Here is a 13,668-nt window from a genome sequence, read left to right on the forward strand (position 1 = left end):
GCGGCCAGGTTGCCGCCGGGACGGCGGCGTGGCCGTCAGGCGTCCGGGAGGGACCTCTGGTCGGCGAAGGACCCCCGGTCCGTGAAGGATCCGTGCCGGCCCGCTCCCGCGGCGAAGCGCGCCGCCCCCTGCACGCCTTCCGCCAGCACGTCCATGCCGTACTGGACCTCGGCGACCATCGCCGCCTCTTCGTCCAGCCCCTCCTGGTCCAGCACCGACGCCCGGTCGCTGCGCAGACAGGCCTGCGGGAACGCGGCGATGGTCAGGGCCAGTTCCTCCGCCGCCTCGCGTGCCCGGCCGGCTGGGACCAGGCGGTTGGCCAGGCCCATCTCGTACGCCTCGGGGGCCGGGACCGGGCGGCCGGTCAGGATCAGGTCCATGGCCCGGCCGGTGCCGATCAGCCGGGGGAGCCGTACCGTGCCGCCGTCGATCAGCGGCACGCCCCAGCGGCGGCAGAAGACGCCGAACACCGCGTCCTCCTCGGCGACCCGCAGGTCGCACCACAGGGCCAGCTCCAGGCCTCCCGCCACCGCGTGCCCGGCGATCGCCGCGATCACCGGCTTGGACAGCCGCAGCCGGGTCGGGCCCATCGGGCCGTCCCCGTCCTCCGCCACCCGGTTGCCGCGCTCGCCGCCCATCGCCTTCAGGTCCGCGCCCGCGCAGAAGGTGCCGCCCTCACCCCACAGCACCGCCACCCGGGCCGCGTCGTCCGCCTCGAACTCCCGGAAGGCGGCGGCCAGTGCGGCCGCCGTCGGCCCGTCCACCGCGTTGCGCGCCTCGGGGCGGGAGAGGACGACCGTGGTGACGGGACCCTGGCGTTCCAGGCGGACCGGCATGCGTTTCCTTCCGTCGGAAGGCCACCCGGGGTCAGATGACCTTCAGTCGTACCAGCGCTCCCAGTGTCAGTGCTCCCGGCAGCAACGGCACCCACACGGTGATGATCCGGTAAGCGAGGACGACGGCGGTGGCGACCGCCACCGGACCGCCCGCGGCCACCAGCGCCACGATCAGCGCGGCCTCCACCGAACCCAGGCCGCCCGGAGTGGGGATCAGCGCGACGGCGACCGTGGCCGCCAGGTACGCGAGCGCCATGTGCGCGGGCGGCACCGGCAGCCCCAGTGCCTGTCCCACCGCGACCAGACCGGCCGCCTGAAGGGCGGGGAAGGCGAGCGAGCCGCCCCACAGCGCCAGCGCCCGGGACGGCCGGGTGTGCACCGAGCGGGCCTCGCTCAGCGCGGAGCGCGCGAAACGCAACACGGGCTCGCGCACCCGTCGCAGGAGGAACAGCGCTGCCAGCGCCACGGCGACCAGTGCGCCGGCGACGGCCAGGACCGGGCCGACCGTCCCGTGCGGGAGCAGGCTGCCGAGGTGCAGCGCGTCCGGGAAGGCGACGAAGAACACCGCCATCAGGCCCACCCGGGCCACCGACTCGGCGAGCAGGTACAGGGCGAGCGCCGCCGAGGAGGTGGCCAGCGGCACCCCGCACACGGTCATGAACCGCAGGTTGACCGCGCCGGAACCCAGACCCGTCGGCAGCAGGTGGTTGGCCGAGCCGGCCGCGAGCTGGGTCGCGAGCAGCCGCCAGCGGGGGAGCTGCTGGACCACCGCGCCCTGCCGGGTGAAGGCCGCCGCCACCCAGGTCAGACAGGTGGCGGCACCCGCCGCCAGCAGCCAGGGCCAGGAGGCGTCGCGGAGGTGGGCGAAGCCCTCCACGAGGACCGACCGGTGCTGCACCGCGATGACCGCCACGAGCAGCAGCGGAACCAGGGTGAGGACGTGCCGCCAGGGGACACGGCGGGCGAGCCGGGGCAGACGGCTCTCACGGAAGCCGGGGATTCTTACCGCTGTCACATCGGGAGAGGTTTTCCGCGCCGCGCCAACTGCGGGTGGCGGAAGAGGAGACGCCGGATGACGGACGGGAAGCGGGTGAGGGGGGAGGCCGGTCCGGGCTTCGGCGGGGGCCTTCGCGGAGCTGGGCGGTGCCTTCGGGAGGCTCATCGGGTCCTTCGTACGGGGGGACGGCGAGCGGACATTGACCTCAACGAAGCTTGAGGTCCTACGTTCTCTCCCATGAGTATGGAGACCACCGCCTGGACGCAGCTGCACAGCGTGATGACCGCCGAGCAGCAGCGGCGCCCGTTCGACCGGGCCACGTTGCGCCGCATCGCCGCTTTCGCCCGCCCGCACCGGGGCGGCATAGTCCGTTTCGTTCTGCTCGGGGTGGTCACCGCCCTGCTCGCCGTCGCGACCCCGGTACTGGCCGGCCAGGTCGTCGACGCGATCGTGTCGGGGCACGACGACGGCACGATCGTACGGCTGTCGTTGCTGATCGCCGGCGTCGCCGTCGCCGAGGCGGCGCTCGGGGTGCTGGGGCGCCGCCTCTCGGCGACGCTCGGGGAGGGACTCATCCTCGATCTGCGAACGGCTGTGTTCGATCATGTGCAGCGCATGCCCGTCGCGTTCTTCACGCGTACTCGTACGGGAGCGCTGGTCAGTCGTCTCAACAACGACGTGATCGGTGCCCAGCGCGCCTTCGCCAACACCCTCTCCGGCGTGGTCAGCAACCTGGTCACGCTGCTTCTCACCCTCGCGGTGATGCTGACCCTGTCCTGGCAGATCACCCTGCTCGCCCTGGTGCTGCTGCCGGTGTTCGTGGTGCCCGCCCGCCGCATGGGCGGCCGGATGGCCCGGATGCAGCGCGAGGCCGCCGCGCTCAACGCGGCCATGGGCACCCGGATGACCGAACGTTTCTCCGCACCCGGCGCCACCCTGATCAAGCTCTTCGGCCGCCCCGAGGAGGAGTCGGCGGAGTTCACGGCGCGCGCCGCCCGGGTCCGGGACATCGGGGTGCGTACCGCCACCGCCCAGTCGGTGTTCATGACCGCCCTCACCCTGGTCTCCTCGCTCGCGCTCGCCCTGGTCTACGGCCTCGGAGGCTGGTTCGCGCTGCGCGGCACCCTGGAGCCGGGCGCCGTCGTCGCCCTCGCCCTCCTCCTGACCCGGCTCTACGCCCCGCTCACCTCCCTCGCCGGTGCCCGCGTGGAGGTGATGAGCGCGCTGGTCAGCTTCGAGCGGGTCTTCGAGGTCCTCGATCTGAAGCCCCTGATCGAGGAGAAGCCGGACGCCCGCGAGGTGCCCGAGGGCCCGGTGGCCGCCGAGTTCGAGGACGTCCGGTTCGCCTACCCGGCCGCCGACCAGGTCTCCCTGGCCTCACTCGAAGAGGTCGCGACCCTGGACGGCCGCGGCGGCGCCGAGGTCCTGCACGGCATCTCCTTCCGCGCCGAACCCGGCCAGACCGTCGCCCTGGTGGGCTCCTCGGGGGCCGGCAAGTCCACCATCGCCCAGCTGCTGCCGCGCCTGTACGACGTCGACGGGGGCGCCGTACGCATCGGCGGCGTCGACGTCCGCGACCTGGCCGCCGGCTCCCTGCGCGCCACGATCGGCATGGTCACCCAGGACGGCCACCTCTTCCACGACAGCGTCCGCGCCAACCTGCTGCTCGCCCGGCCGGCCGCCACCGACGAGGAGCTGTGGGACGCCCTCGGCCGGGCCCGCCTCGACGCGGTCGTACGGTCCCTGCCGGACGGCCTGGACACGGTGGTGGGCGAGCGCGGCTACCGGCTCTCCGGCGGCGAGCGGCAGCGCATGACCATCGCCCGGCTGCTGCTGGCCCGGCAGCGTGTGGTCATTCTCGACGAGGCCACCGCGCACCTGGACAACACCTCGGAGGCGGCCGTCCAGGAGGCTCTCGCCGAGGCGCTGGAAGGGCGTACGGCCGTGGTCATCGCCCACCGGTTGTCCACGATCCGGGCCGCCGACCAGATCCTGGTGATCGAGGCCGGCCGGATCGTGGAGCGCGGCACCCACGAGGAACTCCTGTTGGCGGACGGGCGGTACGCCGAGCTGCACCGTACCCAGTTCGCGGCGGCACCGACGCCCTGACGGTGCCGTTCACCTCATCGTCATCTTTTTCCTCGATTCCGCGAAGGGAGCGCTCCCGCCCTTGACGGCACTGGTCCGGACCTTTAGCTTCACGCCTTAAACAAAGCCTCACGGCTGTACCCAACGCCCGGTGACCGCAGGGGTGTTGGGCACACGCCGTGCTGCATCCCCCCGCGTGAAAGGCCAACCCCCCATGGCCAGACCCCTCCCCACGGCCGCCGCGCTTGCCGCCCTGACCCTCTCCGCAGGCCTGTTCGCCGCGTCCCCCGCGCAGGCCGCCACCGGTACCATCACCGGCCTCGGCGGCAAGTGCCTGGACGTGGCGGGCGCCAGCTCCGCCGACGGCACCGCCGTCCAGCTCTACGACTGCAACGGCACCGCGGCCCAGCAGTGGACCGTCGGCAGCGACGGCACCATACGCGCCCTCGGCAAGTGCCTGGACGTGACCGGGAATTCGACCGCGGACGGCGCCAAGGCCCAGCTGTGGACCTGTTCCGGCGGCGCCAACCAGAAGTGGACGGTCAGCTCCGCCCACGACATCGTCAACCCGCAGGCGAACAAGTGCCTGGACGCCACCGACAACTCCTCGGCGAACGGCACCCGCGCGCAGATCTGGACGTGCGGCGGCACCGCCAACCAGAAGTGGACCGCGCCCGCGTCGGACGGCGGCGGCACCACGCCGTCCTCGCCGATGGCCGTGGCGCCGTACCTGTACAACGGCTGGGGCGACCCGCCGAGCCCGACCACCATCACCAACGCGACCGGCGTGAAGTACTACACGCTGGCGTTCGTCCTCAGCAACGGCTACTGCAACCCGCAGTGGGACGGCAGCCGGGCGCTGACCGGCGGGGTCGACCAGCAGACCGTCAACACCGTGCGCGCGGGCGGCGGTGACGTCATACCGTCCTTCGGCGGCTACAGCGGCAACAAGCTGGAGAGCTCCTGCTCCAGCGCCGGTGAACTGGCGGCGGCCTACCAGAAGGTCATCAACGCCTACGGCGGTCTCAAGGCGATCGACATCGACCTGGAGGCCGACGCTTACAGCAACGGGACCGTGCAGCAGCGGGTCGTGGACGCGCTGAAGACGGTGAAGGCCAACAACCCGGGCACGAAGGTGTACATCACCATCGGCACCGGCCAGAGCGGACCCGACACCAGCCTGATCAACCGGGCCGCGTCCTCCGGGCTGACCGTGGACGCCTGGGCCATCATGCCGTTCGACTTCGGCGGCGCCGGCCAGAACATGGGCAACCTCACCACGCAGGCGGCCGAGGGGCTCAAGAACGCGCTGAAGAACGCCTACCACTACAGCGACGACCAGGCCTACCGGGACATGGGCATCTCGTCCATGAACGGCATCACCGACAACAACGAGACTGTGACGGTCGCCGACTTCCGGACCATCCTCGCCTACGCCCAGCAGCACCACCTGGCCCGGCTCACCTTCTGGTCCGCCAACCGCGACCGGCCCTGCACCGGCGGTTCCGCCGACAGCTGCTCGGGCGTGAGCCAGTCCGACTGGGACTACACGCGCGTCTTCGCCGGCTACACCGGCTGAACCCTCCACCTCTGACCAGGAGATCCAGTGCTTCGCCTTTCCTTGCGTCGCAGACCGACGGCCGCCGCCGTGCTGGCCGTTCTCGGGGCGTCCCTGCTGACCGCCGCCCCGTCCGCACAGGCGGCCGCCACCGCCCTGCCCACCGGCCTCGCCACCCTCACCAACGCCGCCAGCGGCAAGTGCCTGGACGCCCGGGCGGCCGCCACCGCGAACGGCACCGCCGTCCAGCAGTACACCTGCAACGACACCACCGCCCAGCAGTGGAGTCTCACCGCCACCAGCGACGGCTACGTCCGGATCGGCAACGGCAACGACACCAGCCAGGTGGTCGACGTCACCGACGTCTCCACCGCCGACAACGCCCTGACCCAGCTGTGGGCCTACGGCGGCGGGGCCAACCAGCAGTGGCTGCCGGTCGACGAGGGCGGCGGCGCCTACCACTTCGTCAACCGCAACAGCGGCAAGTGCCTCGACGACCCGGCGGCCTCGACCGCGGACAGCGTGCAGCTGGTCCAGTACACCTGCAACGGCACGGCGGCCCAGCGCTTCCAGGTGACCGCCGTGACGCCGCCGTCGTCCCAGAACCCCGACCTCGGCCCGAACGTGGTCGTCTTCGATCCGTCGATGTCCGCGTCGACCATCCAGAGCCGCCTCAACTCGATCTTCCAGCAGCAGGAGACGAACCAGTTCGGCTCCCAGCGCTACGCCGTGATGTTCAAGCCGGGCACCTACAGCGCGAACGTCAACGTCGGCTTCTACACCCAGGTCCTCGGCCTCGGCCTGACCCCGGACTCGGTCAACATCAACGGGGCGGTGCACGCCGAGGCCGACTGGTTCCAGGGCAACGCCACCCAGAACTTCTGGCGGGGCGCGGAGAACCTGTCCGTCACCCCGACCGGCGGCGCCGACCGCTGGGCGGTCTCGCAGGCCTCCGCCTACCGCCGGATGCACCTGCGCGGCAACCTCGCCCTGGACGACGGCGGCTGGTCCAGCGGCGGCCTGATCGCCGACAGCAAGATCGACGGGCAGGTCAACTCCGGCAGCCAGCAGCAGTGGCTGACCCGTAACTCGCAGCTCGGCAGCTGGACCGGCTCCAACTGGAACATGGTCTTCGTCGGCAGCCAGGGCGTCCCGGGCACCAGCTTCCCCAACCCGCCGGACACCACGGTCGCGCAGACCCCGGTCACCCGTGAGAAGCCCTTCCTGTACGTCGACAGTGCCGGCGCCTACCAGGTCTTCGTGCCCTCGACCCGCTCCAACTCGACTGGCACCAGCTGGAGTTCGGGCAGCCCGTCCGGTACCTCGCTCTCCCTGGACAGCTTCTACGTCGTGAAGGCGGGCGCGACCGCCGCACAGATCAACGCGGCCCTCGCGGCGGGCAAGAACCTCCTGGTCACCCCGGGCGTCTACCACCTCGATCAGACGCTCCAGGTCAACCGGGCCGACACGGTCGTGCTCGGCCTCGGCCTCGCCACGTTCGTCCCGGACAACGGCGTCACCGCCATGAAGGTCGCCGACGTCGACGGAGTGAACATCGCGGGCCTGCTCTTCGACGCGGGCACCACCAACTCGCCCTCCCTGATGGAGGTCGGGCCGACGGGCTCGTCCGCGACCCACAGCGCCGATCCCACGTCCCTGCACGACGTGTACTTCCGTATCGGCGGCGCGGGCGTCGGCAAGGCCACCACCAGCCTCGTCGTCAACAGCGACAACGTGATCGGCGACCACATGTGGATCTGGCGCGCCGACCACGGCAGCGGAGTCGGCTGGACCAGCAACACCGCCGACACCGGCCTGGTCGTCAACGGCGACAACGTGACGATGTACGGCCTGTTCGTCGAGCATTTCCAGAAGTACCAGACCGTCTGGAACGGCAACGGCGGCCGGACGTACTTCTACCAGAACGAGATGCCCTACGACCCGCCCAACCAGGCGGCCTGGATGAACGGCTCGACCCAGGGCTACGCCGCCTACAAGGTCGCCGACTCGGTCACCAGCCACCAGGCGTACGGCCTCGGAAGCTACTGCTACTTCAACGTCAACCCGGGTGTGGTGGCGGCGCACGCCATCGAGGCACCGAACACCTCGGGCGTCCGCTTCACCAGCATGGTGACGGTCTCCCTGGGCGGCACCGGCACCATCAGCCATGTCATCAACAACACGGGAGGACCGTCGAACTCGTCGAGCAACGTGGCGAACCTGACGTCGTACCCCTGATGCGAGCGGCCGTGGGCCGGTACGGCGGACATCCGCCGTACCGGCCCACGGCCCTTTCTTCTCCTACGACTTCGCGGAGGGCGTCCGGGCGGACGAACGGTCCTTGGACCCCGGCCGGTCCTGCACGGGCCGGTGGCTGCCGCGCAGCGCGGAGGCCACGGCGGAGACCAGGGCCATGCCCGCGGCGACGCCGAACACGATGGCCAGGCCGTGGTGGAACGGGCCGGAGACCAGCTGCGGGAAGAAGGTGTGGCCGGTCAGGACGGCCCGCTGCGCGCTGGTCACATGGTCGAGGACACCCTCGGAGGAGAGCAGGTGCCCGATCGGGTTGTTGCCGAGGAACGTCGCGAACAGCGTGCTCACCGGCGGCAGTGAGGCGGCGTGCGCGGCGGACGCGGCCGGCACGCCGTGCGCCGTCAGCCCGCTCCTGAGCGTGTCCGGCAGCGAGGAGGCCAGGCCGGAGACCATCAGCGAGAAGAAGACACCGATGGACAGCGCCGTACCGGAGTTCTGGAAGGTCGAGCGCATGCCCGAGGCGACACCCCGGTACTCGGCCGGGACACTGCCCATGATCGACGACGTGTTCGGCGCCGAGAACATCCCCTGGCCGAGCCCGTTGAGCAGCAGCAGCGCCGCGAACAGCCCGTAGTCGAAGTCGACGGGCAGCGCGAGCAGCCCCAGGAACGACAGCATGACGACGACCAGCCCGGCGGTGGAGAAGAACCGGGCGCCGAACCGGTCCGAGAGATAGCCGGAGACCGGGCCCGCGACGAGGAACCCGAGCGTGAGCGGGAGCATGAAGATGCCGGCCCACAGCGGGGTGTCCTCGAAGTCGTAGCCGTGCAGCGGCAGCCAGATGCCCTGGAGCCAGATGATGAGCATGAACTGCAGGCCGCCGCGGGCGATCGAGGTCAGCAGGGCGGCCACGTTGCCCGCCGCGAACGCCCTGTTCCTGAAGAGCGCCAGGTTGAACATGGGGTCGGTGACCCGCGTCTCGACGACACAGAAGGCCAGCAGCAGGGCGACGCCGCCGATCAGCCCGGTCAGCACCCACGGGTTCCCCCAGCCGGTGGCGCTGTCGCCGTAGGGCTGGATCCCGTAGGTGATCCCGGCCAGCAGGATCCCGGCGCCCGCCGCGAAGGTGATGTTGCCCAGCCAGTCGATCCGGCCGGGCCGGCCCGTCGAGGTCTCGCGCAGGCTCAGGTACGACCAGATCGTGCCGGTGATACTGACCGGGACGCTCACCCAGAACACGGCACGCCAGTCGACGACGGCGAGCAGACCCCCCGCGAGCAGACCGAGGAACTGGCCCGCCAGCGCGGTGATCTGGTTGATCCCGAGCGCCATGCCGCGCTGCCGTGCGGGGAAGGCGTCGGTGAGGATGGCGGCCGAGTTGGCGGTGAGCATGGACCCGCCGAAGGCCTGCACGATCCGCCACAGGATCAGCCACATCGCTCCCGCTCCGGCGCGGAACGGATCGAGCGACAGCGCGACCGAGGCACAGGCGAAGATCAGGAATCCGAGGTTGTAGATCTTCACCCGCCCGAACATGTCGCCGAGCCGCCCGAGCACGACCACCAGGACCGCGGAGACCAGCAGGTACCCGAGGATCATCCAGAGCAGATAGCCGATGTTGCCCGGTGCGAGCGGGTCCAGGCCGATGCCCCGGAAGATGGCCGGGAGCGAGATGATCACGATCGAGGCGTCCATCGTCGCGATCAGCACCCCGAGAGTGGTGTTCGAGAGCGCGACCCACTTGTAGCCCGGCCCGGGCGGGGTCTCCTTGTGGCGGGCCGAGCGCAGCAGGCCGGACCGGTGGCGGGCGCTCACAGCTGTTCCGCCAGCCGGGCGAGCAGCGGCACGGCCGCCCCGAGGGTCGCGCGCTCCTCGGCGGAGAACGTGCCGAGGACGTCCGCGAGCCGCCGCACCGACTCGGAGCGCCGCTCGGCGAGCATGGCCCGCCCCTCCTCGGTGACGGCCGCGATGCTCCGCCGTCCGTCCGTCGCGTCGGGGGCACGGCGGACCAGGCCGCGCTGTTCGAGGTGGGCGAGCGTGGTCGCCATGGCCTGCGGCCGCACCCGCTCCAGCTCGGCGAGCGCGGTGGGGGAGCCGGGTCCGTCGGCGGCGAGCCGCGCGAGCACCGAGACGCCCGAGAGTGAGACGTCCCCCACGGCGTGGGCCTGTCGCAGCCGCCGCGTCATCCGGCCCACCGCGAGCCGGAGTTCGTAGGCGAGCAGGGACGCGTCGCTCGGATCGCGGGTACCGCCGGCATCGGAGGCCGTAACTGTCTTCACATGTACTGATACTAGGTTTATCAGTCTGGACTGTTCAACCAGGCGTAAGTAAACACGCCTGGCCGTCGGGGGCGGGTCTCAGCTGCAGGTGAGCTTGCCTGCCGTGGCCTTGGCCGTGAGGATCCGGTGCACGGAGGCCGCGACCGTGGTGCGGAAGGAGGCGCTCGCCGCCATCCGGGCCTGTACGCCCTGCACCATCGCCGGAATGGTCGACGCCTTGACCGTGAGGATCATGTCCCCGCCGGCGGTCAGGAAGTCCACCGCCCGCTGCGCGGGGGTGTAGGCGCGGACCGCGACGGCCTGCCCGATGTCGTCGGAGATGACGACCCCCTTGAAGCCCAACTTGGTGCGCAGCAGCGAGTTGATCACGGTCGGGGAGAACACGGCCAGGTGCTTCGAGTCGATCTTGGTGTACTTCGCCGAGGAGACCATCACGAACGGCGTGCCGGCCGCGATCCCGCTGCGGAACGGCTGGAGGTTCGCACTGGAGGCGGTGGTCACCGAGTCGACGACGTTCGCGGTGGTGTCGGTGTTCCCGATGACCTGGCCGAGCCCGGGGAAGTGCTTGAAGGTGGTCATGACCCCGGCCGCCCGGAAGCCCGCGGCGAAGGCGCCGGTGTGCGAGGTCACGACGGCGGGGGTGTGGCCGTACTCGCGGTAGAAGTGGCCGATGGGAGCGTTGCGGGTGCCCAGACTCGCGGGCACCACGTCGGCGACCGGGGCGAGATTGAGGTCGAGACCCGCGGCCTTGAGCTGCTTGGCCCAGGTCTGGGCGCGGGCGCGCAGGGTCGTCGTGCTCCACGTGCCCTGGGTCAGGGCGTTGGGCATGACGGAGAAGCCGGGCCCGCTGAGCACCTGGACCTGTCCGCCCTCCTGGTCGGTGGAGACGAGCAGTCCGACCCGGTGGCCGGCGACCGTGTCCGCCTGCGCCCGCACCCCGTCGACGACCTTCTTGGTCGCCGCCGTACCGGCGGAGCTGCGCCCGGTCAGCATGACGGACCCCACGTGATAGGTCCGCAGGGTGCGCAGGTCCGTGGTGCTGGGGCGGGCGGCGGCGACCCCGCCCATGAACAGCTGGCCGACCCGCTGCGCCTGGGTCATTCCCGTGTAGACCTTGCCGGCGCAGGACGCGGCGGACACGCGGTGGGCTTCCTCCCCGGCGGCCGGCGCGCTGCACGCGCCGACGGCGACCAGGGTGGTGGCGAGCCCGACGGCGGTGCGCCGGACAGCGGAGCGCCGGCCCGCGGGCCGGCGGACAGGTGTCGCCATGATGCGCTCCTGACTCGTGAGAAGAGCAGTCCGAGGGGGGTCCGGCAGGCGCACGGCATCGGCACCCTGCGCGAAGCGCAGCCGCCCCGGCGCCTCACGTTACGCCGAACGGGTGGGGTGCGCGCTGTGGGCGGCCCGACGGCCGACGACTCCACCACCCGGACGGCCGCACCGGCCGCGGCTGCGGGCAGCCGTCACTCGGACGACGCCAGCCGGGCGGTGATGCGCTTGCCGACGGGCTCCCGTCGCGCCTCGACGTCCCGCGCCACCGCCAGCACGATCTCCAGGCCGTGCTGACCCGCCCGTCCCGCGTCGGCCGCCCGGGCCTGCGGCAGGGTGGGATCGCTGTCCCAGACCTCGATCTCCACCGCGCCGGCCGCGGCGCTCACATGCAGCAGGACGGGTCCGGGCGCGTACTTCAGCGCGTTGGTGACGAGTTCGCTGACCACCAGCTGGGCCAGCTCCCGGGTGCGGGCCGGTACCGGCAGCCCCCGCGCGGGCTCGGCCCGGGCCAGGAAGTCCGACGCCCGTCTCCGCGCGTGGGCGATACAGCCGTCCGCCCCGTCCAGCGCGATGGTGACCTCGACCGGTGCGGCACCCGCCGTCCCCGAACACTCCTCGGGCGGGACCGAATCCCTGCCGGCGAACCGCGATACCCCGTTCATGGGCGCGCGCCTACCCGGCGATCCGCCGTGGTACTCCCGCGCCGCCGGGATTCGGATGCCCCCTCCCGTGCATCGCACTCCGCCCGGCTGGGCACTGTGGCTGCAGAGCGGGTGACAGGGTTGGGACCGAGGGCGCGGAGGACGCACGTGACGGACGAGAACAGGGCAGTGGAGCGCGGCGAGCTGTCCGTCACCCGGACCGACGTCGACGGCGTCACCGTGCTCGGCCTGCGCGGCGAGATCGACTACGAGAGCGTGGGCGCCCTGGCCCGGGCCATGCCTCCGGCGGACCCCACCGCGGGCTCCCGGGTCGTCGTCGACCTGAGTGGGGTCACGTTCATGGATTCCAGCGGGATCAACGCACTGATCGCCGCCCACCAGGTGACCCGGGCCGGTCAGGGGTGGCTGCGTCTCGCGGGGGTCCGCGACTCCGTGCTGCGCACCGTGCAGCTGGTGGGACTGGACACCCTCGCCTCCTGTCACCCCACCGTGCAAGCCGCCATCGCGGCGTGACGGCGAGCCCGGCGCCGGGCTCCCCTGTGGCCGGGAGGGCCGGGCGCGCCCGACGTTGGTTGTCGGGCGACAACTGAGTTAATCTGCGACCGACTGCCCGTCGTGCGAGGCCGTCGAACACGGAATCGCCGCTGGTGGGCGGAGCTCTACGGCTCCGGCGAGGTTCCGGGTCCTCGGGGTGGGGACCCTGGGGAGCGGAACGAGGGTGTGCATGAGCGGCGTGTCGGTGGACGCCCAGGTCCAGGGTCCGGGCGAGCAGGAGCTGCGACAGCTGCTGGCCGGCCTCACGGCGGTACGCGACGGTGACTTCGGCACCCGGCTGCCCTCCGACGGCGAGGGACTGCTCGGCGACATCGCCACGGTCTTCAACGGCATGGTCGACCAGTTGTCCCTGTTCACCTCGGAAGTCACGCGGGTGGCCCGCGAGGTGGGCACCGAGGGCACGCTGGGCGGCCAGGCGCAGGTCCCCGGGGTCTCCGGCACCTGGGCGGACCTGACCGACTCGGTCAACGCCATGGCGGGGAACCTGACCACTCAGGTCCGTGACATCGCCCAGGTGGCCACGGCGGTGGCCCGCGGCGATCTGTCCCAGAAGATCGACGTCCCCGCGCGCGGGGAGATCCTGCAGCTGAAGGAGACCGTCAACACGATGGTCGACCAGCTGTCCGCGTTCGCCGACGAGGTCACCCGTGTCGCCCGCGAGGTCGGCAGCGAGGGCCGGCTGGGCGGCCAGGCGCAGGTGCCCGGGGTCGGCGGCGTCTGGCGGGACCTGACCGATTCGGTCAACTTCATGGCCGGGAACCTCACCTCCCAGGTCCGCAACGTCGCCCAGGTGACGACCGCGGTGGCGCAGGGCGACCTGTCGCAGAAGATCACCGTGGACGCGCGGGGCGAGATCCTGGAGCTGAAGAACACCATCAACACGATGGTCGACCAGCTCTCCGCGTTCGCCGACGAGGTCACCCGTGTCGCCCGCGAGGTCGGCACCGACGGCCGGCTCGGCGGGCAGGCGGACGTCAAGGGGGTCAAGGGCACCTGGCGCGACCTGACGGACTCCGTGAACTTCATGGGAGGCAACCTCACCGCGCAGGTCCGCAACGTCGCCCAGGTGGCCACCGCGGTGGCGCAGGGCGACCTGTCGCAGAAGATCACCGTGGACGCGCGGGGCGAGATCCTGGAGCTGAAGAACACCATCAACACGATGGTCGAC

Annotated in this window: 11 protein-coding genes; 5 read left to right on the plus strand and 6 right to left on the minus strand. The window is 71.6% G+C overall.

The features are described from left to right. Nucleotides 1-35: 35 nt before the first annotated feature. Together ACZ4O3_RS10515 and ACZ4O3_RS10520 are read right to left on the minus strand one after the other, a co-directional pair. Nucleotides 36-836 carry a crotonase/enoyl-CoA hydratase family protein gene (locus tag ACZ4O3_RS10515; RefSeq protein ID WP_362730923.1) on the minus strand — a complete coding sequence of 267 codons (801 nt, stop codon included), beginning with the start codon at nt 834-836 and terminating at the stop codon, nt 36-38. 31 nt (nt 837-867) lie between these two features. Continuing rightward, nucleotides 868-1,851, minus strand: coding sequence for a lysylphosphatidylglycerol synthase transmembrane domain-containing protein (locus ACZ4O3_RS10520; RefSeq protein WP_384997931.1), 984 nt, complete (start codon nt 1,849-1,851; stop codon nt 868-870). 219 nt (nt 1,852-2,070) lie between these two features. Between ACZ4O3_RS10520 and ACZ4O3_RS10525 the strand changes: the two genes are divergently transcribed. From ACZ4O3_RS10525 to ACZ4O3_RS10535, 3 genes are all read left to right on the plus strand, one after another. Further along, a complete protein-coding gene (locus tag ACZ4O3_RS10525) occupies nt 2,071-3,942 on the plus strand; it encodes an ABC transporter ATP-binding protein (protein ID WP_467721881.1) in 1,872 nt (623 codons plus the stop codon). Nucleotides 3,943-4,135: 193 nt separating this feature from the next. Further along, on the plus strand, nt 4,136-5,500 hold the full coding sequence (locus tag ACZ4O3_RS10530; protein WP_362728241.1) for a lectin: 1,365 nt from the start codon (nt 4,136-4,138) through the stop codon (nt 5,498-5,500). Between the two features lie 27 nt (nt 5,501-5,527). After that, entirely contained in the window at nt 5,528-7,717 is a 2,190-nt protein-coding gene (locus ACZ4O3_RS10535) for an RICIN domain-containing protein (RefSeq protein ID WP_467721882.1), read from the plus strand. Between the two features lie 63 nt (nt 7,718-7,780). Here ACZ4O3_RS10535 and ACZ4O3_RS10540 read toward each other — a convergent pair whose 3' ends face one another. The 4 genes from ACZ4O3_RS10540 to ACZ4O3_RS10555 all read right to left on the minus strand — a co-directional run bounded on the left by ACZ4O3_RS10540 (nt 7,781) and on the right by ACZ4O3_RS10555 (nt 11,945). Continuing rightward, on the minus strand, nt 7,781-9,427 hold the full coding sequence (locus ACZ4O3_RS10540; RefSeq protein ID WP_467721919.1) for an MFS transporter: 1,647 nt from the start codon (nt 9,425-9,427) through the stop codon (nt 7,781-7,783). Between the two features lie 116 nt (nt 9,428-9,543). Next, complete coding sequence (locus tag ACZ4O3_RS10545; RefSeq protein ID WP_467721883.1) at nt 9,544-10,011, minus strand: MarR family winged helix-turn-helix transcriptional regulator; 468 nt, start codon at nt 10,009-10,011, stop codon at nt 9,544-9,546. 78 nt (nt 10,012-10,089) lie between these two features. Beyond that, a complete protein-coding gene (locus ACZ4O3_RS10550; protein WP_467721884.1) occupies nt 10,090-11,280 on the minus strand; it encodes a glycoside hydrolase family 3 N-terminal domain-containing protein in 1,191 nt (396 codons plus the stop codon). A gap of 194 nt (nt 11,281-11,474) precedes the next feature. Then, the gene (locus ACZ4O3_RS10555; protein WP_467721885.1) at nt 11,475-11,945 is read right to left on the minus strand and encodes an ATP-binding protein; all 471 of its coding nucleotides are present in this window, start codon (nt 11,943-11,945) and stop codon (nt 11,475-11,477) included. A 147-nt stretch (nt 11,946-12,092) separates the two neighbouring features. On the opposite strand from ACZ4O3_RS10555, the gene ACZ4O3_RS10560 reads away from it, so the two are divergent. Together ACZ4O3_RS10560 and ACZ4O3_RS10565 are read left to right on the plus strand one after the other, a co-directional pair. After that, nucleotides 12,093-12,458: an STAS domain-containing protein gene (locus ACZ4O3_RS10560; RefSeq protein ID WP_362728123.1), complete on the plus strand. Its 366-nt coding sequence runs from the start codon at nt 12,093-12,095 to the stop codon at nt 12,456-12,458. 211 nt (nt 12,459-12,669) lie between these two features. Next, on the plus strand, nt 12,670-13,668 hold a 999-nt coding region (locus ACZ4O3_RS10565), incomplete at its 3' end, for a HAMP domain-containing protein (protein WP_467721886.1).

This window comes from Streptomyces sp. NPDC026515 (assembly GCF_055567595.1).

Excerpts from the sequence above, each read along its gene's own strand:
- ACZ4O3_RS10540 (WP_467721919.1), bottom strand. The coding sequence starts at position 9,427 with ATGGACGCCTCGATCGTGATCATCTCGCTCCCGGCCATCTTCCGGGGC.
- ACZ4O3_RS10555 (WP_467721885.1), bottom strand. The coding sequence starts at position 11,945 with ATGAACGGGGTATCGCGGTTCGCCGGCAGGGATTCGGTCCCGCCCGAG.
- ACZ4O3_RS10515 (WP_362730923.1), bottom strand. The coding sequence starts at position 836 with ATGCCGGTCCGCCTGGAACGCCAGGGTCCCGTCACCACGGTCGTCCTC.
- ACZ4O3_RS10530 (WP_362728241.1), top strand. The coding sequence starts at position 4,136 with ATGGCCAGACCCCTCCCCACGGCCGCCGCGCTTGCCGCCCTGACCCTC.
- ACZ4O3_RS10550 (WP_467721884.1), bottom strand. The coding sequence starts at position 11,280 with ATGGCGACACCTGTCCGCCGGCCCGCGGGCCGGCGCTCCGCTGTCCGG.
- ACZ4O3_RS10525 (WP_467721881.1), top strand. The coding sequence starts at position 2,071 with ATGAGTATGGAGACCACCGCCTGGACGCAGCTGCACAGCGTGATGACC.